This window comes from Klebsiella pneumoniae complex sp. WS1778, from assembly GCF_049472055.1.
Taxonomy (GTDB): domain Bacteria; phylum Pseudomonadota; class Gammaproteobacteria; order Enterobacterales; family Enterobacteriaceae; genus Klebsiella; species Klebsiella quasipneumoniae.
Window position 1 is genome coordinate 342,084 of the sequence record NZ_JBKGTJ010000001.1, and the last position, 23,272, is coordinate 365,355.

Consider the following 23,272-nt stretch of genomic DNA (forward strand, 5'->3'; position numbering starts at 1 on the left):
CCTCACAACGTGATTTCAAACATGACGCAATAGTTATCCATGCGGATAACCTCGCCATTAAGGGTAAAACTGATGATGTCGCCCTGGCTGTCACGCAGACAGCCGCGCGGCCCGGTCAGGCGGCCAGGTGACTGGCCGGTGGTGCTGCCGTGAAAGGCATACTGAAGAATGGCCCCGGCAGGGATATCCGCTGCCGTTGAGACAGTCACCGCGTCATAACGGATATTGAGGCTGGTCAGCGGGATTATCGCACGTGTGTCAGGGTGCAGCAGCCGGAAACCATAATTACCCGGATCAGAAACAATGCTGGTATCAAAGCTCAGCCGACCCACCGGATTCAGCCACACAGTAGCGGCGCGGCCCTGGCGTTGATGACTAACCGGCATCAGAGGTTTTGCCGCTTTGCCGTCAATCAGCGCCCGCTTTTCCATCACTGAAATATACAGCCCCTGAATATAGGAGCTGCGGGCGGTGAGATGAGCCCCATCCGTGTAGTCGTGAATGTACATCGGGTTAGTGAGGTACACATTTTCGCGTGTCTGCGCCAGCTCCAGCAGCGCCATCGGAATGGTGGGATAGGCTGTGTTCGGCGTCCGGTTTATCCAGCTGCTGAACTGATAGACAAAAATAGGTACATGGACTTCTTCGCCGCAAACAGCCGAGGCGTGGGAATCGATCCGCTGTTGCATGGTGTCGAAAATAGCCTGATAGTCTGCTTTGGTGGTGCCTTTCGTCTGGTCTGCTTCGCCCTGCATCCAGTACATCGCCACAGGCCGGTAGGTTTTCCCGAGCTCCTGAGCGCGGGCGTAACCATAACTGATATCATCGAAAACTCGCTGCATGTACTTTCCGGGATACGCCGCCAGCACATCAATGGGTTGACCGCCCTCCGCCGGAACAGAACCCAGAATGATCAGATCATCCGGGTTAAAGCCATAGTTCTCGGCAATCATCAGTTCGTACCAGCCGCGAATGCTGGCCCCCATTGGGGTTTCCCATGCCTGGCCGTTATCGGTGTTTTTATACGTCTCGACGTAGGGAACCAGCTGAGCATGGTTTTCTGCCGAAGTGCCGGAGCCATCCTGCGCCCGTGCCCCACCGATAAAACGCAATGCGGTATACAGCGCGGCTATCGTAATCAGGGCCTGAGTATTTACGCCAGCGGCAAGCGATTGTCCGTAACCGATTTTATGGGCAATATCCGGCAGGCGTGAGTAAATGGACTGATTAAAATAGCGCAGAAATTCAGGGGAAATAATCGCTTTAACTTCCAGAGTTTCGGCTTTCAGCGATTTTACCTCTCCATGATTCGCTTCAATTTTCCCCGCAGCAAATGCCCCGTTTTTTTTGATACCCACAGCCGGACGATTTAACGTATCACGCCACGCCATAACGAAATCGCGGAATGTCGCAGTAGAAATGCTGGCGTTGGCTGGTAACCCTAAGATACTGGCAATCGTAAGATTGTTGATCTCAGCCTTCCCTGATTTCAGTACCCCTTTTTTATTAATGGCAAAACAAAGCCGTTTAAGGGTGTCATAAACTGAAACAGCGTTACCGTCAGCCACTACTGATAAAGCAGAATTCCCGATATTCAGACGTGATGACGAGATGATCGACGAAATAAATTCATCCGCTGAGAGCTTTTTTAATTCTGCTTTATTCGCCTTAATCCACCCGGCAAGCAACCGGCCCGCCTCATCCAGCCCTACCGAATAATTTTTCCGTTCATCCATAAAGGCAAGAGACATACCCGCTGGCGCATTCTGGCTGAACGTTGCTCTGATCAAATCAGTCATGATATTGACCAGCTCCTGAGATGGCATTTTTCGCCCGGTAGGTTGCAGCGTCCCGCCGTTATTCATGTACTCGTCCGCCAGCGCCCAGACGTCCTGGCTGCGAACATAGGTCGTGGAGCCAACGGGGATATTCGCGATATCTGCCTGCGCTGCCGCCTCATTCATATACTGCTTGCTGAGTGGGATCAGGTTCTGCCTGACCTCATCGTTTTTCGCCATCATCTGGCGCCAGGTATCGAGCGGTTCACCTGCGCGGTCGTTAATCGTTCCGGCCGGACCGTTCACCAGTTCGTCAGCGCGCTTGACGTTATCCAGGAAGATTTCAGGCGTCGTCGTTCCCAACGGCGGGTTAAGTTCGGCCATGTTTTTGCTCCAAAAAAGGTGTTCGCCCAAACGAGGGTTTGAGCGAAAGAGCGGAGCTTTTTACAATCAGCTATTTCAACGGGTTACAACATGCTGATTGGCTATGCACGGGTCTCTACAGGGGATCAAAACCTCGATTTGCAGAAAACAGCACTGTTTCGCGCAGAATGTGAACAGATATTTGAAGACACCGCGAGCGGGAAAAATGCTCGGCGGCCAGGGTTAAAGCGCGCCTTACGCAGGCTTAAGCCCGGCGATGTGCTGGTGGTCTGGAAACTGGACCGACTTGGCCGCAGCGTGCGCGATCTGATTACGCTCGTGTCGGAGCTGCAGGCTCGCGGGGTAAATTTCCGCAGTCTGACCGACAGCATCGATACCAGTACGCCAGCAGGCCGCTTTTTCTTCCACGTCATGAGCGCCCTGGCAGAAATGGAGCGCGAGCTGATCGTCGAGCGTACCCGAGCCGGGTTAGCCGCAGCGAGGGAGCAGGGGAGAGTCGGCGGCCGCCGCCGGGTAATGACTGAAGATGTGGTGGAACGGTGCCGCAGAATGCTGGAGAACGGCGCTACCCGGCACCAGATCGCAGATGTGATAGGGGTGGGAGTGAAGACGATTTACAAATATTTGCCAGTACAATATGGCGATAAAAAATCCCCTTGAGCAGGCACACTCAAGGGGAAAATACTACATAACATCATTGCTGTGTGCGTCTTCGCACACGCCTATCTTCTAAGAAGGCTCCAAAAGCTTCCAGATATTTCTGGTCTGAGTTGTTTCATCATGGAGGCGGTGTCGATGTGATAGGTTAAGAGCGAAGACGGTCTGTAAGTACCTTCCGAAGTCGAGGAACAAGGACCATGAATTTGGGTCTATACCATCCCAATTCATACATTCTTTGTAAGCCTATGAAATATTGAGCAGAGTATTCTGTGCGAAATGAACCATATGGAATAGCCAAAGGCTAAAATGCCCAGCGTAAAAACAACAATCAGCAAGTCCGTCTGTGACATCTTATATCCATTTCGCAGTAGCAGGTTTCGAGAAAAGATAGTTCAAAGCGGGCATAAAGACAACATAATCACTAAGTGAAACCAATATCAGGGGCTCAAAGGTGACTGGTTTTCCCCTCTGTGTTCCTGATTGATAGTTGAAACCTCTATTGATCAGATTAGCGAATAAAACTACTGTATATAAAAACAGTATTTTGTGAGCGAGTTTATTATGCAGTTCTACACGCCCGTTGAGTTACGCCAGATCATGCTGCTCCCGTTGTTCAGTGACCTTGTGCAGTGCGGCTTTCCTAGTCCTGCACAGGATTACGTTGAGCAACGTATCGATCTGAACGAGTTGCTCGTTAACCACCCCAGTGCGACGTATTTTGTCAAAGCCGCCGGCGACAGCATGAAAGACGCCGGCATAGGGGAAGGGGATCTTCTGGTTGTGGATAGCTCAAGGACAGCAGTTCATGGCGACATCGTTATTGCTGCTGTGGATGGGGAATTCACCGTTAAGAAGCTGCAGCTGCATCCGCGGGTTCAGCTTAACCCAATGAACCCTGCATATTCGCCAATAGTCGTCGGTAGTGAGGACACTCTCGACGTGTTCGGGGTGGTTACGTACATCATTAAATCAGCTGGCTAAGATGTTTGCGCTTTGTGATGTGAATTCATTTTATGCATCGTGCGAGACCGTATTTCGTCCTGACCTCAAAGGGCGTCCGGTGGTCGTCCTGTCAAACAACGACGGCTGTGTGATCGCTCGCTCGCCAGAGGCCAAGCCCTTCGTCAAAATGGGAGAGCCATATTTCAAGCAAAAAGATATATTCCGCCGGCACGGCATTATCGCGTTTAGCAGCAACTATGAGCTTTATGCCGATATGTCCAATCGAGTCATGACAACGCTGGAGGAACTCTCTCCACGCTGCGAAATTTACAGTATTGATGAGGCATTTTGCGATCTTACTGGTGTGCGTAACTGTCGCGATCTTACCGAATTTGGCAGGGAAATTCGCGAGACGGTTCTGCGCAGGACGCACCTCACGGTCGGCGTCGGCATAGCCCAGACCAAAACCCTGGCAAAGCTGGCCAATCACGCTGCGAAACAGTGGCAGCGACAGACCGGAGGAGTGGTGGATCTGTCTAATCTTGAAAGGCAGAGGAAGTTGATGGCTTTGCTTCCAGTGGATGAGGTCTGGGGCGTCGGGCGCCGCATCAGTAAAAAACTGGAGGCCATGGGGATTAAAACGGTTCTTCAACTGGCGGATACCGATATCCGTTTTATCCGGAAGCATTTTAATGTTGTTCTGGAGCGAACCGTGCGGGAGCTGCGTGGCGAACCATGCCTCGGGCTGGAGGAGTTCGCGCCAGTAAAGCAGGAAATCGTGTGCAGCCGATCGTTCGGTGGCCGTATCACTGAATACCATGAGATGAGGCAGGCGATCTGCAGCTACGCCTCACGTGCAGCGGAGAAACTCCGTGGTGAGCACCAATATTGCCGATTTATCTCCGCATTTGTCAAAACGAGTCCTTTCGCGCTGAACGAGCCGTATTACGGAAACAGTGCATCAGTAAAGCTTCTTACACCGACCCAGGACAGCAGGGACATCATCACCGCGGCGACAAAATGTCTCGATGTAATCTGGCGAGACGGGCATCGTTACCAGAAAGCAGGAGTAATGCTGGGAGATTTCTACAGCCAGGGCGTAGCGCAGCTCAACCTGTTTGATGACAACTCGCCACGGAAGAACAGTGAAAAGCTTATGGAAGTTCTCGACCATCTCAACGCGAAGGACGGAAGGGGAACGCTGTATTTTGCAGGGCAGGGGATCCAGACTGCCTGGCAGATGAAGAGAGAAATGCTTTCACCTCGCTATACAACCAGATATAGTGACTTATTGCATGTGAGATGATTAATTCAAAATGATTATTATTTTCAATTTCAATAAATTAAAGAAAGTGGCAGGAAATGGAACTAAGAATTTATAATCGTATTATTTTGATGGTTTCTTTGGTTCTGTTATTTTTGTCTGTGTTTGTTATTTGTTATGCAATAAAGTTCAATGGTGTAAAAATCGAACTTGGCAGTTTTTCTGATTGGGTAAGCTCTCTAAGCACTTTTGGAACTCTAATAGTTGCTTTCATGGCTTATAAGAAAGCTCCAGAGTGGATAAATCAAAAAATGAACGAGGATGCATTTTCAATCGCAAAAAGAATAATGCTTGATGATTATCTATTGCTTAAGCGAAAGATAGATCGGGCAGGCGCATGGGTTGGTTATAATTATGCACAGTTAGAGATGATTGGTGATGAATTTAAATTTTTTATTAGCGTTGATGATTGCAAGAAGGCATTGTCTGTCTTTCATGAATTACAACATACACCATCAGAAATTAAGAATAATCTAGAGTCTCTGTCTAAGCTTGGATGGAGCATTAAGCCTGAAGTTTTAACCATACATGAACAACTGGATGTTCATTATAAGGCGATGCAGAAAAATTACGTTATGGCTTATACCGCCATAAACACAATTATTGCAAATCCAGATCGAGCTTTCGCGGTGGAGTATTCTAAAGCTGTAGAAAGGAATTTTAAAAATTTCGTTAGGCATGAAGAGCAGTTTGATATTCACTATGAAAAGCTAAGAGGCATGCATAGAAGTATACTTGAATACTTCTATGTGAAAAGGCAGTGAATATAATAGTTCATCCATTTGGGAGCATTTTTGTCTTATTACATTGGGATTGTAAAGTGGGTATGAGCGTGGAATTAAGGTATTACTTGGTTACTTTTTCTATCAGTTCAGCCCCTTGATTTTTGACATTACCCACGGCACGCCTCACGGCGTGCCAGATAAACTTGTCGGCGGGCACTGCTCCGTCGGCTGCTATCCCTTCCACTTATTTCCCGACTATATCCTGACGCATCCATCCGCGTGCTGCTACGGTCTTAGAACTCGCGGCATAGGTGGTCAAAGTCAATCAGGCGTTTATTGGTCTTAAACTCAACGTCCGTTAAACGCCTTAAAATTCATCACCACTTTCTAATATTCCTAAGTCTCCACAGGGTCCGGCCAACTTACAAATGGTAAGCCATCATTTGAGTAGCCTGAAAAAAGGGGACCCTGGAAGTAAGCGATACCTGCTGACTCCAGCCACATCCATTCTTCAGCTTTCTCGATTCCTGTAGCGCATATTCTGATCTCAAGCATATCACAGCAATTGATTATACTTTGAACTACAGCTTGTTTCGCGCCATCCCTGTGAATATTTCTTATTAGCTCACTATGAATTTTAATTTTTTCCGGCTGGAATTTTGTTAAGAGGAGTAGGCCTGCATGTCCAGACCCAAATTCATTTATAGCAACGCTTATTCCAGCACTTTTAAGTGATCGTAGCGCATGTAAAAATTCATCAATATTGGCGAACAGATCTTTTTCTAAAAATTCGATGATAATTTGTTCAGGGATAAGACCGCTTTGCTCAATATACTTAAGCAGCGTACAAGGGGCATCACTAATCTTGATTATAGTCAATGGTAATAGGCTAATTGAAACCCTTTGTCCAGATTGAAGGAAACTACCAGCTTCAAGAAGAGCAACACGTTTTGATTCCAGATCATGCTGTAACAAGCCCATTCCATACAAACCAGTCGTTACGGGATTACTGAACTGGATCGAATGGACCTTTCTCGCGAGAGGGTCTACCACTGGATTTATAATTAAGGAGCTAGAAAAATAAGGGTTTTCAGGGATTAAAGACTCCCTGGAAAACTGCCATTCAGTAGCGGGCGGCAATTCATAGTATTTTTCTTGTTGTATGGACTCTATGAACGTTCTAAAAAAACGCAATGCTCTATCATTATAAAGAAGTTGGTGTTTTGCTGTTCCACGGTTCAGAATTGTTCTTAAGCAGTCTTCATGACTGTGTAAATCTATATCAATTAGTTCCATCCCGGCATTACCAAATCGTCGGAAAGGTGCAACGTCATTTAAGAGTTCAACAATATTAAAGTGACGAGTATCACTACAGATCCTGGTGTAAATTTCGTTAACCTGAGCCTCAGGGCCTTCCAGCAGTTGTAGAAAGTGAGTTCCATTAAAAATCAATATTCCAGTGACATCACTTTTAACATTACGTGCATTTGCGAGCTCAATCATTTCAATGATTGAGGATCTTGAAATGCTACTATGGGCATGACTACGGTAAATGATAGTTGTAAGCATCTCAGTTCTCGCTATGGTGTTTAAACGAGATTAGCAGACTTATGATCTAAAATTCGAGGAAATTTTCAAAATTCTTGAGCTTGTTACTAATCATAAGATGTCTGAAGGTTTCACGTAGGATTTGGTGGCAAGTCATCAGCACAGACTGATTATTTTACATCACAAGGAAATAATTTCTTGACATTTTAAAATGGAATGAGTGGGGCTAACGTTTAGTTTTGCTCACTTACACCATTCATCAGTGCAGCAAGCCATGTTGCCATAAAGGTCTATACATCCGACTTGTCGCGGAGGTTTCAACATGGGCTTATATGAGCACCGGTTTTTCTCTTAACCCCTGCACATAGTGTCGTGAACGACGTTGGATGTGGCTCTTCATTACGTGCGCTCAGGAGCAAAACTTTAGTCCCTGGCGCCACGTTGTATTGGCCGATTGGTTCTGGATCATAGGCGATATCCCGCTCAGCTTCTTCGGCAAGATAAGCCGGGTATTCTTCGCATGTCTGTGATTGGGCAAATCGTCCGCACATGGTTACCTCCAGTCTTCAGACTGAAAGTATTGAAGTTGTGGAGGAAACGTAGGAAGAGAACTCCGACAGCCATCTAACTGATGACTGTCGGAGATGACGTCAAAAACAATGTGTACAAAATTGTGTATTAAAATCAGAAAAATCGCACAATTTGAAAATCTAACTCATTGTTTTTAATTGACAAAAATATTTATTTTGTAGGTGCTATCGTAGGGCATACCATTCCTTATGTTTCAGTGGGTTAGCCATGGCACCGAGAATATCGGAAATCACGTTGACAATAATCACCAGCGCGCCAATCACCATTACTCCGGCGGAGATCGCCGCGTAGTCCTGCTGACGAATGGCGTTGATCAGCCAGCGGCCCAGTCCGGGCCAGCTGAACACCATCTCGGTGATCATCGCCAGGGTGAGCATGGTGGAAAACTGCAGGCCGAGGCGCGGGATCACCGGCGGCAGGGCGTTGTGCAGCACGTGGCGCAGTAGAATTTTGCGTCGCGACACGCCGCGGGTGGCGGCCGCCTTGACGTAGTTGGTGTCATAGACCTCGCTGGTGCTAATGCGCATCAGGCGGATCACTTCGGTAGTAGGGGCTACCGCCAGGGTCAGCACCGGCAGTACCATATGCCGGGCGGCGCTGACGATCATCTCATGGCGCCACGGCGAGTCCGAAAGCCAGGCGTCGATCAGCGCGAAACCGGTGACGTTTTTCACCTCATACAGCAGGTCGAAGCGGCCGGAGACCGGAAGCCAGCCGAGGGTCAGGGAGAAGAAGAGGGTCAGGAGCAGCGCGAGCCAGAAGACCGGGATCGAAAAACCGACCAGCGCAACGGCGCTGATCAGGGTATCGGGCCATTTGTTGCGCATCACACCGGCAATCATCCCCACCGGAATGCCAATCAGCAGGGCAAAGCCGAAGGCGAGGATGCACAGCTCCATGGTCGCCGGGAACACTTCGCGCAACTGCTCGGAAATCAGCTGGCCGTTGATGCTGGAGACGCCAAAATCCCAGTGTAGTACCCCTTCAAACCAGAACAGCCACGCATTCCACAGGGTCGCGCCCTGCAGCGGGGCATGTGGGGTGAAGTAGCTCAGGCTGAAGCCGACAAAGGTCAGAAAAAAGAGGGTGACCAACAGCAGCAGCAGACGGCGCAGGGTAAAAATAATCATGGTTTTTTCACCTCTTCGTTTTTCTCCCGCGATACGCCAGCAAAGGAAGCGTTACCGAAGGGGCTAAGCACCAGGCCTTTCATATCATAGCGATAGGCCTGCAACCGCAGCGACGAGGCCAGCGGCAGGACCGGCAGTTCACGGGCGAGGATGCGCTGGGCCTCTTTGTAAGCGTCCATCCGCGAGGAGAGCTGTTGCGAGAGCAGCGCTTTTTGCAGCACGTCATCAAATTCCCGGTTACACCAGTGGGCAAAGTTGGTTTGCGAGGCAATCGCCGCGCAGCTCAGCAGCGGCCGGAAGAAGCTGTCCGGATCGTTACTGTCCGTCGCCCAGCCGGAGAGCGTCAGGTCATGGTTCATGTCCATCAGCCGCGCCTCCTGGAAGCGCCCCTCCACCGGCATGATGATTACTTTGACGCCAATCTGCGCCATATCTGCCTGGATAAGCTCGGCTGTTTTCAACGGGCTGGGGTTCCACGCCTGCGAGCTGGTGGGAACCCACAGCTTGAGGGTGAGATTTTCCAGCCCCAGCGCCTTCAGACGAGCACGGGCCTCCTGGGGATTATATTCGGTAATCTTAGCGTCGTTATCGTAGGCCCAGGAGGCGCGCGGCAGCATCGACGCCGCCGTCTCCGCGGTGCCGTAGTAGATGGATTGCATCAGGCGCTGGTTGTTGATGGCCAGCGCCAGCGCGTGGCGTACCTCCGGGTTGTCCAGCGGCGGCTTGGCGGTGTTGAAGGCCAGCCAGGCAATGTTCATCCCCGGACGCAGCGTCAGGCGCAGGCGCGGGTCGTCACGCAGGATCGTCAACTGGCTGGCGGCCGGCCAGGCCAGCACGTCGCATTCGCCGGTCAGCAGTTTTGACAGGCGGCCGGTACCGCCGGAGCCGAGGTCGACCACCACCTGCGGCATCAACGGTTTGCCGCGCCAGTACCCGGGGTGGCGCTGAAGGCGAACATACTGTCCGGAGCGGTACTCGGACAACTGGAACGGGCCGGTGCCCACCGGCTGGCGATCGAGCTGTTCCTGACGATCGTCCTGCGTTAAGCGGGCGGCATATTCGGCGGAGGTAATCGACGCATAGTGGGTGGCAAGATGCCAGAGGAATGAGGCGTCCGGCCGCTTGAGGCGAAATTCCACGGTCTGATTATCGAGCTTGCGGACGCTTTCCACGCTGTCGGCAAACTGCAGGCTGTCGAAGTAGGGGAAGCTGCTGCCGTTGACGTTGTGCCAAGGGTGATCGCGGTTAAAGATGCGGCCAAAGGTAAAGATCACGTCATCGGCGTTGAAATCCCGCGTCGGGGAGAACCATGCCGTGCGTTGAAACGGGACGTGGCGACGCAGGTGAAAACGGTAGGTGGCGCCGTTATCAAGGACTTCCCAGCTCTCCGCCAGCTCGGGGACCAGCCGATAGGTATAAGGGTCGACGTCAAGCAGGCGATCGTAGATCTGCGCAGCCAGCGTATCGACGATCAGTCCGCTGCTCACTTTCTGCGGATTAAAGGTATTCACCTGGCCGCTGACGCAATAGACGAAACCGCTGTCGCGAATATCGGCGCGGTCGGGGAGCGCAGGGGCGGCAAAAGCCTGCCCACACAGCAGGGAAACCGCTGCCAGGAGAGATGACAATTTCAGGCGCATATTTTCTGTTTGATTATAGAGTTGAACTCTATCTTATTAAGATTCATAGACATTCACCACCGCCTTCAACAAGCCTGAGGGATAATGCGGTTACCGGGGGCGTATAGTATTCAGTCAATTGATTAAAATAGTCGCGGAACCGAGTCTGTATAATGAAACATGGTAACTTTTTATCGCCGATATCGCCAGTCAGCTCTGTTTGGCCGCGGTTGACCGGACGGTGGAAGCGACGCTAACGCCGAGGATAAATTCAGTATAGCGGGGAGAAAGCAGATGGTCCGACGGGCGGCTAACCCTACCCGTCGGATGTAATAAAGGAGCGGAACGTCTTTGCTTATTGTGACAACGTCACTTTTTGGTAATCCATATTCCGTAAGTCCTCCAGCAGCCCGGGGCCGACCGGCTGCCACTGCAATCGCTCGCGGGTCCATGCCGAGCTGGCGCGCAGCTCAAGGGCGGTAAAGGGGGCAAACCAGCCGAACCAGGCGTCGGCCTGCGTCTCATCCAACTGGGTCAGCGGCAGATTTAAACCCCGGGCGATGACTGCGGCGATCTCTCGTAACGCGATCCCCTCTTCAGCCACCGCATGGTAGCGTTCGCCCGCAGCGCCCTGCAGCAGGGCGCTGACGTACAGGCGCGCGACGTCATCGACATGGGCGGCGGACCAGCGGTTGTTCCCCTCGCCGCGCAAGGCCACCGCGCCGCTGGTGACCGCGCGCTCGATATAGCAGGTCAGCAGCCCCTGGCGCACGGTGTCATGCACCTGCGGCAGGCGAACCACCCGGACGTCCACTCCCGCCTCCAGCAGCTGCTGGCCGGCGAGCTCTGAAGCGGTGCGCGGGCTGGGGTGCGCTGCGTTAAAGCACGACTCGCGGGCCGGGGCGCCGCTCCCGTCGTCGCCCATCAGCGTGCCGGAGGTGATGACCAGCGGCCGCTCGCTGCCGCGCAGCGCCTGGCCCATGGTCAGGATCGCCTGGCGGTCTTTCTCGCAGTTGGCGGCAAAGCGGCTGAAGTCGTGGTCGAAAGCGGTATGGATCACCGCGTCGGCGCGCTCGACGCCCGCCAGCAGCGAATCGGGGGCATCCAGCGTGCCGCGATGCACCTCGACGCCTGCCGCTTCCAGGGCCTGCGCCGTAGCGTCGCTGCGCGCGAGGCCGATAACCTGATGACCCGACGCCTGCAGCGCCGGAAGAATACGCGAGCCGATAAATCCGCTCGCGCCGGTAAGAAATATACGCATCATGAACCTCCTGAACGGGTTTTCAGGCGTATCCTACCCACGATGTCATACTATAAAAGTAGAGACATTATCGGGGTATAAATTCTAACATGCAGACTCACAGGCAGATGATGAACACTTTTGACAATCATGCTTTAGGTGATTTTCTCCGCGCCAGGCGTCAGCGTCTCGACCCGGCGACGTTTGGCTTCCCGGCGGGACGCCGGCGCACGCCGGGCCTGCGTCGTGAAGAGGTCGCCCAGCTGGCCAGCATCAGCCCGACCTGGTATACCTGGCTTGAACAGGGCCGCGGCGGGGCGCCTTCCCGCGAGGTGCTGGAGCGGATCGCCCGCGGTCTGCGGCTGACCACCCCGGAGCGCGAACATCTGTTTATTCTCGCCTTCGGCCATCCGCCGCAGACCCGTTTGACGGTCACGGATGATATGACGCCGCGGCTGCAGCGGGTGCTTGACGCCTTCACCATTCCGGCGATTATCCGTACCGCCAGCTGGGACGTGATCGCCTGGAACACGGCGGCGGCCAGGGTGCTGACCGACTACGGCCAGCTGCCGCTGGCGGAGCGCAACGTGCTGCGCCGCCTGTTTACCCGGCCTGAGGCCCGCTGCACCCTGGAGGACTGGCAGACGGTTGGGCAGCTTATCGTTAACGCCTTTCGCGCCGACGTCACGCGAATGGGCGCCACGAAAGAAACTGACCAACTGATCGCGGAGCTCAGCCAGCAAAGCGTCGAGTTCGCCCGTTTCTGGCAAAGCCATGACGTCGCCGGCCACGGCGAAGGCTATAAGCGCATTAACCACCCGCAGATGGGCCCGCTCGATCTGGAGTTCACCTCTTTTGCCGTGGAAGGCCGTCCCGATCTGTCGCTGCTGGTTTTCAATTCGGCGACGACGGAGAGCCAGCGCAAAATTCACGGTTTGCTTCAGGCGTCAGGATCCTCGCCGGGGGAGAGCTGAGGGGTAAATTCGTACAGCGCCAGTGCGTTGCTCTCCAGCGAGTCGACCCGCAGCCAGTGGCCATCGAGCCGGGCCTCCTCCACGCTGAGCGCCGGACGAGCCTGATGCATCAGCCACTGATAATCTTCGGCGTCGGGGCCGCTGCGGCTGCGAAAGGCGTCCACCAGCGGGAACAGCGCGCCGTGGTGCTGATCGAACAGGTGCTGTTTGACGCGCCAGCGGCCCTTGAGCCCCTGCAGCCGCACACTGTACGGCTGGCTGAAGCGTTGAATAAAAGCCGCTTCGCTGGAGAGCCATGGGTTGTAGACCACCGTATTGCGCAGCAGTAGCTGGTAGTGCCCCTGATGATGGAGCAGCAGCAGGTTTTTGTCGTGGAACAGGATCTCGCCGCGCAGCCGTCGCCAGAGCCACAGCACCCAGTAAACCGGGCGCGGCAGCCCGTGCAGATAGTGCAGCGCCAGGCTTGAGGTATCCAGCTTGCCGTTGGCGCGGGCTTCGCCCTGAAGGCCGGAATTTAACCAGAAGCCCGCCAGCCAGACCTGGTCAGCGACCCCCAGCAGATTATCCATCAACAGCGCGCCGCGAAAAAAGCGCCCGTTAGTGTCCCGCGTATCGCCGGTCAGCGTATTCCACGAGAGCAGCCATAGCGGCAGGTTGAGCTGCCGTTGACGCAGGGCGCTGTGGATCTGCCGCAGCTTATGCGCCGGATAGTGCTCGCTGGAGGCCAGACTGCTGCTGTCCGCCTGGGCCAGATCGAGCTGTTCGTTGGCATCCGCCTGGCAGGCGAGAAAATCGGCTTCCGCCAGCAGCGGCGAGTGGAACAGGGGATCGTCCCCGGGCGCGCTGGCGGCAAAGCGGTGCCAGATCCCCAGCTGCGGCTGGGGCAGAAGACGGTGAAGAACCTCGCGCTGCTGCCGCCAGGCGGCCTGGCGGGCCGCTTCGCTCGCCTGCGGCGACCAGTGCCAGACAAAGCGCCAACTGCTGAGCGTCGCCGGCGGAAAATGGTTGGCAGCGAGTTGCAGGAAGCGCTGCAGCAGGTCGCTGCGAGTGGTGACCCCGGTATGCAGGATCACCTGCCAGCCCATCACCGCCAGCCAGCTGAAGATCTGCTGCAGGTTGTACCAGCAGGCGTAGCCAGCCATCTGCGGATCGTCCCAGCCGGTGCCGAACAGGCGGCTGCTGAGAAAGGCGTCGTTGATATCGATGGCATACACAGGCAGGACGCGGTGCAACTGCTCCAGCTCGCGGCGCACGTCCTCCCGCAGCAGATCGTCCAGCTCGCGCACGGTCACCACCATCCGGGTATGGCGCAGCACTGCGGCGCGTGCCGGTCGCTGGTGCAGGTTGATCTCCCGGGTTTGCGGCGGATTGATCAGCAGCGGCTGGCTCTCCCTGTCGGGTGGTTCGGGCTCATTAAGGCGGGCGTAGAGCCGGTCCACGGCCACCGGCTGCCAGCGATCGTCCTGCGAGGGGCGCGGTCGGCCAGGCTCCCGGGGGGACTGCTCGCGATACTGGCGCGGCGTCACGCCATGGTGGCGCTTAAACAGATCGCTCATCATTCGCGTGCTGGCGAACCCCTGTTCGCGGGCAATTTGCTGAACGGGTTTGCGGGTGGTTAACAGCTGGTCGGCGGCGTGGCGCAGGCGCAGCGCGGTGAGGTACTGAACAAAACTGACCCCAACCTCCTTGTGAAACAGGCGTGACAGCCAGGCCTCGGAGACAAACTCTGCGGCCGCCACCTCCTGTAAAGAGAGACGGCGCTGATAGTTGGCGTCGATCCGCGCCACCACGCTGGCTATCCTCCGGCTCCATTTTTCTGAATCGCGCCGCGGCGTGGAGACGATGGGCTGGCTGAAGCGCGTGGCCAGCAGCAGCGCTATCTCGCTCAACCAGCGGTTGGCCTCCAGCCGGTAATGGCCGGGATGATTGACCAGACCGCTCACCAGCAGCTGGCGCATCAGGCGGCGCAGGCCGTCATCGGCATCCCGGGTGCGCGGCGATATCTGGTAGTCGACGGCAAAAAAAGTGGTGTCGAGGCGGGCCAGCCAGCTGGCGGCGAGGGTCAGGATCATCACCGCGTTGCCCCCGGCGCTGCGCAGGCTCCAGCGACGGTTGCGGTTAACGATCGCCAGCTCGTCGACGGCAAGCTGCTGCGGCGCACCTTCCGCCTCCGTTAGATTTACGCTCCCTTCCAGCACCCACAGCAGCGTCAGCAGATCGCTTTCCGGCTGGCTCAGCTGACGCACATCGCGCACGGTGACGCTAAAGTCGCCTGAATGCTGCTCCACATGGCTCTCCTCTGTCGACAAAAAGCAACCGGTTGTTTTTTGTCATAACCGATATGTATGAAAAACACTCATTGATTTCTCGTCAATATAAAACAAAAAACCGCGCCTGAAAGCTGTTTCACCCGCATAAACTCGAAAGTGTCGTGCAAACACAACACAGGAATAAAAAAAATGACACATCCGTTGCTTGAAGCCTTGCAGGTCAACGAGGCGCAATTTATTGCCTTACGTCGCCGGTTCCACCAGCAGCCGGAGATCGGCTTTGAAGAGCATCAGACCAGCAGCGAGGTCGCCCGACTGCTTGGCGAGTGGGGATACGAGGTTCACCGCGGCCTGGCGGGCACCGGAGTGGTGGGCACGCTGCGCGTCGGCCACGGAAAAAAACGCCTCGGCCTGCGGGCCGATATGGATGCGCTGCCGATGCAGGAGCGGAGCGGGAAGCCGTGGGCAAGCCAGGTCGAAGGGCGCTTTCACGGCTGCGGCCATGACGGGCACACCACTACGCTGCTCTACGCGGCTGAATATCTGGCGCGCACACGCCAGTTTAACGGGACGCTGCAGCTGATTTTCCAGCCCGCGGAAGAGTTACTGTACGGTGGGCGGGTAATGGTCGAGGACGGTCTGTTTGACCAGTTTCCCTGCGACGCCATCTTCGGCCTGCACAATATGCCGGGTCAGCCGCTGGGTAAAATCGGCCTGCGCGACGGGGCGATGATGGCCTCCTCCGATACGCTGCATATTGAAGTGAAGGGCGTTGGCGGCCACGGCGCGGTGCCGGAGCATACGGTGGATGCCACGCTGGTGGCCTGCCATATTACCCTCGCGCTGCAGTCCATCGTCTCGCGCAATATCACCCCGTTTGAGCCGGCGGTGGTGACCGTCGGCAGCATCCAGGCCGGACATGCGCCCAATATCATTAACGATCACGTGCTGATGAAGCTCACGGTGCGCACCCTCAATGAGCAGGTACGTGAAACCGTGCTGCAGCGGATCCATGACATTGCCGTGGCCCAGGCGGAGAGCTTCAACGCCACGGCCACGCTGACCCACGTCAACGGCAGCCCGGTATTGCGTAACGATCCGGCGGCAAACGCTATGGTGCGGGAGGTGGCGACAGCGCTGTTTGGCGCAGAGCAGGTGGGCGAGGTGAAGCCGTTTATGGGCAGTGAAGATTTCGCTTTCATGCTGGAGCAGCACCCCCACGGCAGTTATTTCACTATCGGCGCTGGCGACGAGCCGGATCGCTGCATGGTGCATAACCCGGGCTATGACTTCAACGACGCGCTGTTGCTGACCGGCGCGGCGCTGTGGTGCGGCCTGACGGAACACTATCTGCGTTAATCACCGGAAACGGGAGGGCCATGCAATGAGCACTGTCACCGTAAGCGACACCCCCTTTGTCGGCAGCGATCGTTTGCTGGTAGGGATTGTGCTGAGCGTTTTAACCTTCTGGCTGTTTGCCCAGTCGGTGATTAACGTCGTGCCGGCGATGAAAAGCAGTCTTGATATTTCCCTTGAGACCCTAACCCTGGCCGTCAGCCTCAGCGCGCTGTTCAGCGGCTGTTTCGTGGTGGCCAGCGGCGGTCTGGCGGACAAGTTTGGCCGCATGCGGATGACCACCCTCGGACTGGGGCTGAGCATCATCGGCAGCGCCATGCTGGTACTGGCCCAGGGGCCGGGGCTGTTCCTCGCCGGCCGGGTGCTGCAGGGACTGTCGGCGGCGTGCATTATGCCGGCGACGCTGGCGCTGATTAAAACCTGGTACCAGGGACGCGCGCGTCAGCGGGCGGTCAGCTTCTGGGTCATCGGCTCGTGGGGCGGCAGCGGCCTGTGCTCTTTCGTTGGCGGAGCTATCGCCACCGGCCTGGGCTGGCGCTGGATCTTCGTCTTCTCCATTGCCGTCGCTCTGCTGGCGCTGTTTTTGCTGCGCGGCACGCCGGAGAGCCGCAGCGCCAGCGCCAGCCAGCATAAGCTGGACGTCGGTGGCCTGCTGAGCCTGATCGTCGGGCTGGTGCTGGTGAACCTGTTTATCAGCAAAGGCCACGGCTGGGGTTGGGCCAGTCCGCTGTCGTTGAGCATGCTGGCGGGGGCGCTGATCGCTGGCGCGGTGTTTATTCGCAGCGGGCTGCGCAAAGGCGAGGCGGCGCTGATCGATTTTGCGCTGTTTCGCAACCGGGCCTACGGTGCGGCGGTACTATCGAACTTTCTGCTCAACGGGGCGATTGGCACCATGATGATCGCCAGCATCTGGCTACAGCAAGGGCACCACCTGACGCCGCTGGAGAGCGGAATGATGACCCTCGGCTATCTGGTCACCGTCCTGGCGATGATCCGGGTCGGCGAGAAGCTGCTGCAGCGCTATGGCGCCCGGCTGCCGATGATGGCCGGCCCGGTGCTGACCGCCATCGCTATCGGCCTGATATCCTGCACCTTCCTCGATAAGGCGCTGTATATCGGCGTGGTATTCGCCAGCAACGTGCTGTTCGGCCTCGGCCTGGGCTGCTACGCCACGCCGTCAACGGATACGGCGGTGGCCAACGCGCCGGAGAACAAAATTGGCGTCGCCTCGGGGATCTACAAGATGGGCAGCTCGCTGGGCGGGGCGATGGGCATTGCCGTGACGGCGTCACTTTTCGCGCTGTTTTTGCCGCTGGGCATGGCCCATGCCGCCCAGTATGCCCTGTGGTTCAACGCCGCCTTATGCCTGGGGGCGATGGCGGTGAGCGCGCTGCTGCTGCCGCGCACTTCTCACAGCTGATGCTTTTTCAGCAGCGCGCGGAGCTGGTGATAGGTTAACCCCAGCAGCTCCGCCGCCTGCTTCTGATGATACTTCGCCTGCTGCAGACTCCGCTGCAGCAGGCGTTTTTCCTGCTGTAGCTGAAAATCGCGCAGATCCAGCGGCAGGGCGGGCAGCTCGTCCCCGGACACGGTCTCCGGCTCGGAGGCGGCGGTCTGACGGAAAGGGTTGAGGATAATGGCGTCCAGCTCGTGCTCGCTGTCGCCGTGGCGATAGACCGAGCGCTCGACGACGTTCTTCAGTTCACGAATATTCCCCGGCCAGCGGTAGCCGAGCAGCGTGGCGGTGGCACGTTCGCTGAAGCCGGGAAACAGCGGCAGGCCGAGCTCGCGGCACATCTGAATGGCAAACTGGTTGGCGAGCAGCATGATATCGCTCTGCCGTTCGCGCAGCGGCGGGAGCTGCACCACGTCGAAGGCGAGACGGTCGAGCAGGTCGGCGCGGAAATGGCCTTCCTCCACCATCCGCGGCAGGTCAGCGTTGGTGGCGCACACCAACCGGACGTTAACCTGCAGCGGCTGGCTGCCGCCCACGCGCTCCAGCTCGCCATATTCAATCACTCTTAACAGCTTCTCCTGCACCAGCATCGGGGCTGTCGCCAGCTCATCGAGAAACAGCGTCCCGCCGTCGGCGCGCTCGAAGCGCCCGGGATGGCGCTTGCTGGCGCCGGTGAAGGCCCCGGCTTCGTGGCCAAACAGCTCCGAATCGAGCAGGTTATCATTCAGCGCCGCGCAGTTCAGCGAGATAAACGGCCCCTGCCAGCGGGCGGAGAGGTAGTGCAGACGGTTGGCGATAAGCTCTTTCCCGGTACCGCGCTCGCCGATGACCAGCACCGGCTTATCCAGCGGAGCCAGTCGGGAAACCTGTTCCAGCACCTCGAGAAAGCTGTTGGCCTCGCCCAGCAGATTATCCTTGTACTGCGCCATGATGAATTTCGCCATTAAATAGTGGGATTAACCAGGTGACTGTAGCAATGCCCTGCGCAATTCGCAACCACTCTGTTTAAAATCAATAAGATAAAAAGTTGGCACGCCATTTGTATTAGCTAACCCACAGGTGAATGCCTGCAACCAGAACTATGAGGACTGAAATTATGGGTATTTTTTCTCGTTTTGCCGACATCGTGAACGCCAACATCAACTCCCTGCTGGAGAAAGCGGAGGACCCGCAAAAGCTGGTGCGTCTGATGATCCAGGAGATGGAAGACACGCTGGTTGAGGTACGTTCCACGTCGGCCCGCGCGCTGGCCGAAAAGAAACAGCTGACCCGTCGTATTGAGCAGGCGGTCGCCCAGCAGGCGGAATGGCAGGAAAAGGCCGAGCTGGCCCTGCGCAAAGAGAAAGAGGATCTGGCCCGGGCGGCGCTGATCGAAAAACAGAAGCTGACCGACCTTATTGCTCAGCTGGACCACGAAGTGCAGCTGGTGGATGAAACGCTGGCGCGGATGAAGAAAGAGATTGGCGAGCTGGAGAACAAACTCAGCGAAACCCGCGCTCGTCAGCAGGCGCTGGCGCTGCGTCATCAGGCGGCGAGTTCGTCGCGCGATGTGCGTCGCCAGCTGGACAGCGGTAAACTGGATGAGGCGATGGCCCGCTTTGAATCCTTTGAGCGTCGCATCGATCAGATGGAAGCGGAAGCGGAGAGCCACCGCTTTGGCAAGCAGCAGACGCTGGATCAGCAGTTTGCCGAACTGAAAGCGGACGATGAAATCAGCGAGCAGCTGGCGGCGTTGAAAGCCAAAATGAATCAGTCCAACCAGTAAGTACGATTGCGCGGCGCGGCGTTGCGCCGCGGCTCACCCCCTGTAAGGAGTACACATGAGCATGCTTTTTCTCGCCATTCCGCTGACGCTGTTTGTGCTGTTTGTTCTGCCGGTCTGGCTGTGGCTGCACTACAACAATCGCGGCGCCAACGGCAGTCTGACGCAAAATGAGCAGCAACGGCTGCTGCAGTTGACCGATGACGCGAAGCGGATGCGCGAGCGCATTCAGGCGCTGGAAGCGATCCTGGATGCCGAACATCCGAACTGGAGAGACAAATAATGGCTGGACTGGATCTGAATAAAAAACTGTGGCGTATTCCGCAGCGCGGGATGGTGAAGGGCGTCTGCGCGGGCATTGCTCAGCATCTTGACGTCCCGGTGAAGCTGGTGCGCCTGATTACCGTGCTGGCGATGATTTTTGGCCTCTTTTTCTTCGTCCTGGTGGCCTACATCATTCTGACCTTCGCCCTGGACCCGATGCCGGACAGTGAGCTGTACGGCCATAAAGCGCCGAGCAATGGCGATCTGTTGGCCGCCGTGGATGCCGAACTGGCCTCCGGCGAACAGCGTCTGCGTGAGATGGAACGGTACGTCACCTCCGACACCTTTACGCTGCGCAGCCGCTTTCGTCAGCTGTAAACCCTGTTGTTAACGAGTGAGGCAACGCATGAATAGCAAATGGCAACGCGCCGGGCAGCAGGTGAAGCCCGGTCTGAAAATCGTCGGTAAGCTGGCGCTGCTGACCGCGCTGCGTTATGGCCCGGCGGGCGTTGCCGGCTGGGCGGTCAAATCGGTCGCGCGGCGGCCGCTGAAAATGCTGCTGGCGGTGGCGCTGGAGCCGCTGCTCAGCCGGCTGGCCAACCGCGTCACGCGCGGGATGAAATAACGCCGCCGTGGGGAAGGCGCAAAAGGATTAACGTTGTCCTGCTTATTCCCGGCGGATAGCTTATGATGACGAGACACACCTTCAGGGCATAACGGACTGGCGATGAAGCGACTGAAAACTGAACTGAATGCGCTGGTCAACCGCGGGGTTGACCGGCATTTACGCCTGGCGGTGACCGGCCTGAGCCGCAGCGGCAAAACGGCGTTTATCACCGCGCTGGTCAACCAACTGCTAAATATTCACACCGGCGCCCGCCTGCCGCTGCTGAGCGCCGCGCGCGAAGAGCGACTGCTTGGGGTCAAGCGCGTGCCGCAGCGGGACTTCGGCATTCCGCGATTCACCTACGATGAAGGGCTGGCCCAGCTGTACGGCCAGCCGCCCATGTGGCCAACCCCGACGCGCGGCGTGAGCGAGATCCGTCTCGCGCTGCGCTACCGTTCCAATGACTCCCTGCTGCGCCACTTTAAAGACACCTCCACGCTGTATCTGGAGATTGTCGACTATCCGGGGGAGTGGCTGCTCGATTTACCGATGCTGGCGCAGGATTATCTGAGCTGGTCGCGGCAGATGACCGGACTCCTGCAGGGACAGCGTGCAGAGTGGTCGGCCCGCTGGCGGCAGCTATGCGCCGGGCTGGATCCGCTGGCTCCTGCCGACGAGGCCCGTCTGGCCGACATCGCCGCCGCCTGGACGGACTATCTGCACGCCTGTAAGCGCGAAGGGTTGCACTTTATCCAGCCCGGGCGCTTTGTCCTGCCCGGCGAAATGGCCGGCGCGCCGGCGCTACAGTTCTTCCCATGGCCAGACGTCGACGCCGTCGGCGAAGCCAAGCTGGCGCAAGCTGATAAACACAGCAACGCCGGCATGCTGCGCGAACGCTATAAGTACTACTGCGAAAAGGTAGTGAAGGGGTTCTACAAAGAGCACTTCCTGCGCTTCGACCGGCAGATTGTGCTGGTGGACTGCCTGCAGCCGCTCAACAGCGGGCCGCAGGCGTTTAACGATATGCGCCTGGCGCTGACCCAGCTGATGCAAAGTTTCCATTACGGGCAGCGCACCTTATTTCGCCGGCTGTTTTCGCCGGTCATCGACAAGCTGCTGTTCGCTGCCACCAAAGCCGACCACGTCACGGTGGATCAGCACAGCAATATGGTGTCGCTCCTGCAGCAGTTGATCCAGGATGCGTGGCAGAATGCCGCCTTCGAGGGGATCAGTATGGATTGCCTGGGGCTGGCGTCCATTCAGGCGACCCAGAGCGGGCTGATTGAGCTGAACGGCGAGAAAATTCCCGCCCTGCGCGGCAATCGGCTGAGCGACGGCCAGCCGTTGACCATCTATCCCGGCGAGGTGCCGGCGCGCCTGCCGGGCCAGGCCTTCTGGCAGCAGCAGGGCTTTCAGTTTGAAAACTTTCGTCCGCAGGTCATGGATGTCGATCGGCCCTTGCCGCACATTCGCCTCGACGCGGCGCTGGAATTTTTGATTGGAGATAAACTGCGATGAGCGAACCGTTAAAACCGCGGATTGATTTTGATGGCCCGCTGCAGGCGGAAAAAACGCCGCCGCTGAAAAGCGCTCGCGCCTTCGACCGACTGGAAGCCGATAACTTCGCGCCGGCGCGTCTGGTGACCGGCGAAGAGGAAGAGGGGGCGGCAGAGGCGGTGGTGGAGTCAGTGCTGCGGCCGAAACGCAGTCTGTGGCGGCGGATGGTCAGCGCTGGCCTGGCGATCTTCGGCGTCAGCGTCGTGGCGCAAGGGGTGCAGTGGACCGCCAACGCCTGGCAGACCCAGGACTGGATTGCGCTGGGCGGCTGCGTCGCCGGGGCGCTGATCGTCGGCGCCGGCGTCGGATCGGTGGCCACCGAGTGGCGCCGCCTGTGGCGACTGCGCCAGCGCGCCCACGAACGCGATGAAGCCCGCGATATGCTGCACAGTCACGCGGTCGGTAAAGCGAAAGCCTTTTGTGAGAAGCTGGCGCAGCAGGCCGGGCTGGATCAGTCGCATCCGGCGCTGCAGCGCTGGTATGCCGCCATCCACGAAACGCAAAGCGACCGGGAAGTGGTCAGCCTCTATGCCCAACTGGTGCAGCCGGTGCTTGATGCTCAGGCGCGGCGGGAAATCAGCCGTTCGGCGGCGGAGTCGACGCTGATGATCGCCGTCAGCCCGCTGGCGCTGGTGGATATGGCGTTTATCGCCTGGCGCAATCTGCGGTTGATCAACCGGATTGCCACCCTGTACGGCATTGAGCTCGGGTATTACAGCCGCCTGCGCCTGTTTCGCCTGGTGCTGCTGAATATCGCTTTCGCCGGCGCCAGCGAACTGGTGCGCGAGGTGGGCATGGACTGGATGTCGCAGGATCTGGCGGCCCGGTTGTCGGCGCGCGCTGCGCAGGGCATCGGCGCCGGCCTGCTCACCGCCCGCCTCGGGATCAAGGCGATGGAGCTGTGCCGCCCACTGCCGTGGCTCGCCGATGATAAACCGCGGCTCGGCGATTTTCGTCGCGAGCTGATTGGCCAGCTGAAAGAAACCCTGCAGAAAAGCAAAACCAGTCCGGAGAAGTAACCTCCGCTCAGAGACATTGCCGGGCGGCGGCTTCGCCTTGCCCGGCCTTGAGGTTATGTTGAATCC

Annotated in this window: 20 protein-coding genes and 2 pseudogenes; 13 read left to right on the forward strand and 9 right to left on the reverse strand. The window is 56.9% G+C overall.

The genetic code is table 11. The features are described from left to right. Positions 1-2: 2 nt before the first annotated feature. Positions 3-2,162, reverse strand: a complete 2,160-nt coding sequence (locus tag ACLEXF_RS01790) for a hypothetical protein (RefSeq protein WP_226648903.1) — start codon at positions 2,160-2,162, stop codon at positions 3-5. A gap of 90 nt (positions 2,163-2,252) precedes the next feature. Here ACLEXF_RS01790 and ACLEXF_RS01795 point away from each other — a divergent pair, with 90 nt between their 5' ends. From ACLEXF_RS01795 to ACLEXF_RS01810, 4 genes are all read left to right on the forward strand, one after another. Then, positions 2,253-2,822, forward strand: a complete 570-nt coding sequence (locus tag ACLEXF_RS01795) for a recombinase family protein (RefSeq protein WP_371333892.1) — start codon at positions 2,253-2,255, stop codon at positions 2,820-2,822. Positions 2,823-3,383: 561 nt separating this feature from the next. Continuing rightward, on the forward strand, positions 3,384-3,803 hold the full coding sequence (locus tag ACLEXF_RS01800) for a translesion error-prone DNA polymerase V autoproteolytic subunit (RefSeq protein WP_053810467.1): 420 nt from the start codon (positions 3,384-3,386) through the stop codon (positions 3,801-3,803). A 1-nt stretch (position 3,804) separates the two neighbouring features. After that, complete coding sequence (locus ACLEXF_RS01805; protein WP_423265716.1) at positions 3,805-5,070, forward strand: Y-family DNA polymerase; 1,266 nt, start codon at positions 3,805-3,807, stop codon at positions 5,068-5,070. 56 nt (positions 5,071-5,126) lie between these two features. Further along, positions 5,127-5,852 carry a hypothetical protein gene (locus ACLEXF_RS01810; RefSeq protein ID WP_371333894.1) on the forward strand — a complete coding sequence of 242 codons (726 nt, stop codon included), beginning with the start codon at positions 5,127-5,129 and terminating at the stop codon, positions 5,850-5,852. An 82-nt stretch (positions 5,853-5,934) separates the two neighbouring features. On the opposite strand, the pseudogene ACLEXF_RS01815 reads toward ACLEXF_RS01810, so the two are convergent. The 6 genes and pseudogenes from ACLEXF_RS01815 to ACLEXF_RS01840 all read right to left on the reverse strand — a co-directional run. Further along, a pseudogene (locus tag ACLEXF_RS01815) lies at positions 5,935-6,099 on the reverse strand (SOS response-associated peptidase); the annotation flags it as partial. A gap of 110 nt (positions 6,100-6,209) precedes the next feature. Further along, a complete protein-coding gene (locus ACLEXF_RS01820) occupies positions 6,210-7,382 on the reverse strand; it encodes a diguanylate phosphodiesterase (protein WP_371333895.1) in 1,173 nt (390 codons plus the stop codon). Between the two features lie 310 nt (positions 7,383-7,692). Next, positions 7,693-7,912 (reverse strand): annotated as a pseudogene (locus ACLEXF_RS01825) (SOS response-associated peptidase); the annotation flags it as partial. A 204-nt stretch (positions 7,913-8,116) separates the two neighbouring features. Continuing rightward, complete coding sequence (gene sapB, locus ACLEXF_RS01830) at positions 8,117-9,082, reverse strand: putrescine export ABC transporter permease SapB (protein WP_017900865.1); 966 nt, start codon at positions 9,080-9,082, stop codon at positions 8,117-8,119. Next, on the reverse strand, positions 9,079-10,722 hold the full coding sequence (sapA, locus tag ACLEXF_RS01835) for an ABC transporter substrate-binding protein SapA (protein ID WP_023318043.1): 1,644 nt from the start codon (positions 10,720-10,722) through the stop codon (positions 9,079-9,081). The genes sapB and sapA overlap by 4 nt, the downstream gene beginning before the upstream one ends. Before the next feature lie 334 nt (positions 10,723-11,056). Further along, positions 11,057-11,965, reverse strand: a complete 909-nt coding sequence (locus tag ACLEXF_RS01840; protein ID WP_074384446.1) for an SDR family oxidoreductase — start codon at positions 11,963-11,965, stop codon at positions 11,057-11,059. A 107-nt stretch (positions 11,966-12,072) separates the two neighbouring features. Between ACLEXF_RS01840 and ACLEXF_RS01845 the strand changes: the two genes are divergently transcribed. Then, positions 12,073-12,915: a helix-turn-helix transcriptional regulator gene (locus tag ACLEXF_RS01845; RefSeq protein ID WP_135715851.1), complete on the forward strand. Its 843-nt coding sequence runs from the start codon at positions 12,073-12,075 to the stop codon at positions 12,913-12,915. Here the strand turns inward: ACLEXF_RS01845 and ACLEXF_RS01850 are convergent. After that, positions 12,882-15,203 carry a helix-turn-helix domain-containing protein gene (locus ACLEXF_RS01850; RefSeq protein ID WP_407259835.1) on the reverse strand — a complete coding sequence of 774 codons (2,322 nt, stop codon included), beginning with the start codon at positions 15,201-15,203 and terminating at the stop codon, positions 12,882-12,884. The two genes, ACLEXF_RS01845 and ACLEXF_RS01850, sit on opposite strands and share 34 nt — an antisense overlap. A gap of 171 nt (positions 15,204-15,374) precedes the next feature. Between ACLEXF_RS01850 and ACLEXF_RS01855 the strand changes: the two genes are divergently transcribed. Together ACLEXF_RS01855 and ACLEXF_RS01860 are read left to right on the forward strand one after the other, a co-directional pair. Next, on the forward strand, positions 15,375-16,544 hold the full coding sequence (locus tag ACLEXF_RS01855) for a M20 aminoacylase family protein (protein ID WP_060656242.1): 1,170 nt from the start codon (positions 15,375-15,377) through the stop codon (positions 16,542-16,544). 25 nt (positions 16,545-16,569) lie between these two features. Then, complete coding sequence (locus ACLEXF_RS01860) at positions 16,570-17,961, forward strand: MFS transporter (protein WP_064177923.1); 1,392 nt, start codon at positions 16,570-16,572, stop codon at positions 17,959-17,961. Here ACLEXF_RS01860 and pspF read toward each other — a convergent pair. Then, a complete protein-coding gene (pspF, locus tag ACLEXF_RS01865) occupies positions 17,952-18,941 on the reverse strand; it encodes a phage shock protein operon transcriptional activator (protein ID WP_074195238.1) in 990 nt (329 codons plus the stop codon). The genes ACLEXF_RS01860 and pspF overlap by 10 nt on opposite strands. Positions 18,942-19,093: 152 nt before the next feature. On the opposite strand from pspF, the gene pspA reads away from it, so the two are divergent. The 6 genes from pspA to ACLEXF_RS01895 all read left to right on the forward strand — a co-directional run bounded on the left by pspA (position 19,094) and on the right by ACLEXF_RS01895 (position 23,206). Then, on the forward strand, positions 19,094-19,762 hold the full coding sequence (gene pspA / locus ACLEXF_RS01870) for a phage shock protein PspA (protein ID WP_004203910.1): 669 nt from the start codon (positions 19,094-19,096) through the stop codon (positions 19,760-19,762). Positions 19,763-19,817: 55 nt separating this feature from the next. Further along, a complete protein-coding gene (pspB, locus tag ACLEXF_RS01875; RefSeq protein WP_002901911.1) occupies positions 19,818-20,042 on the forward strand; it encodes an envelope stress response membrane protein PspB in 225 nt (74 codons plus the stop codon). Then, positions 20,042-20,401, forward strand: coding sequence for an envelope stress response membrane protein PspC (gene pspC / locus ACLEXF_RS01880; RefSeq protein WP_004203911.1), 360 nt, complete (start codon positions 20,042-20,044; stop codon positions 20,399-20,401). Before pspB ends, pspC begins: the two co-directional genes overlap by 1 nt. Positions 20,402-20,429: 28 nt before the next feature. Continuing rightward, positions 20,430-20,648, forward strand: coding sequence for a phage shock protein PspD (gene pspD, locus ACLEXF_RS01885; RefSeq protein ID WP_002901915.1), 219 nt, complete (start codon positions 20,430-20,432; stop codon positions 20,646-20,648). 102 nt (positions 20,649-20,750) lie between these two features. Continuing rightward, a complete protein-coding gene (locus tag ACLEXF_RS01890) occupies positions 20,751-22,148 on the forward strand; it encodes a YcjX family protein (protein ID WP_017900791.1) in 1,398 nt (465 codons plus the stop codon). Then, positions 22,145-23,206, forward strand: a complete 1,062-nt coding sequence (locus tag ACLEXF_RS01895; protein WP_053810517.1) for a YcjF family protein — start codon at positions 22,145-22,147, stop codon at positions 23,204-23,206. Before ACLEXF_RS01890 ends, ACLEXF_RS01895 begins: the two co-directional genes overlap by 4 nt. Positions 23,207-23,272: the final 66 nt, after the last annotated feature.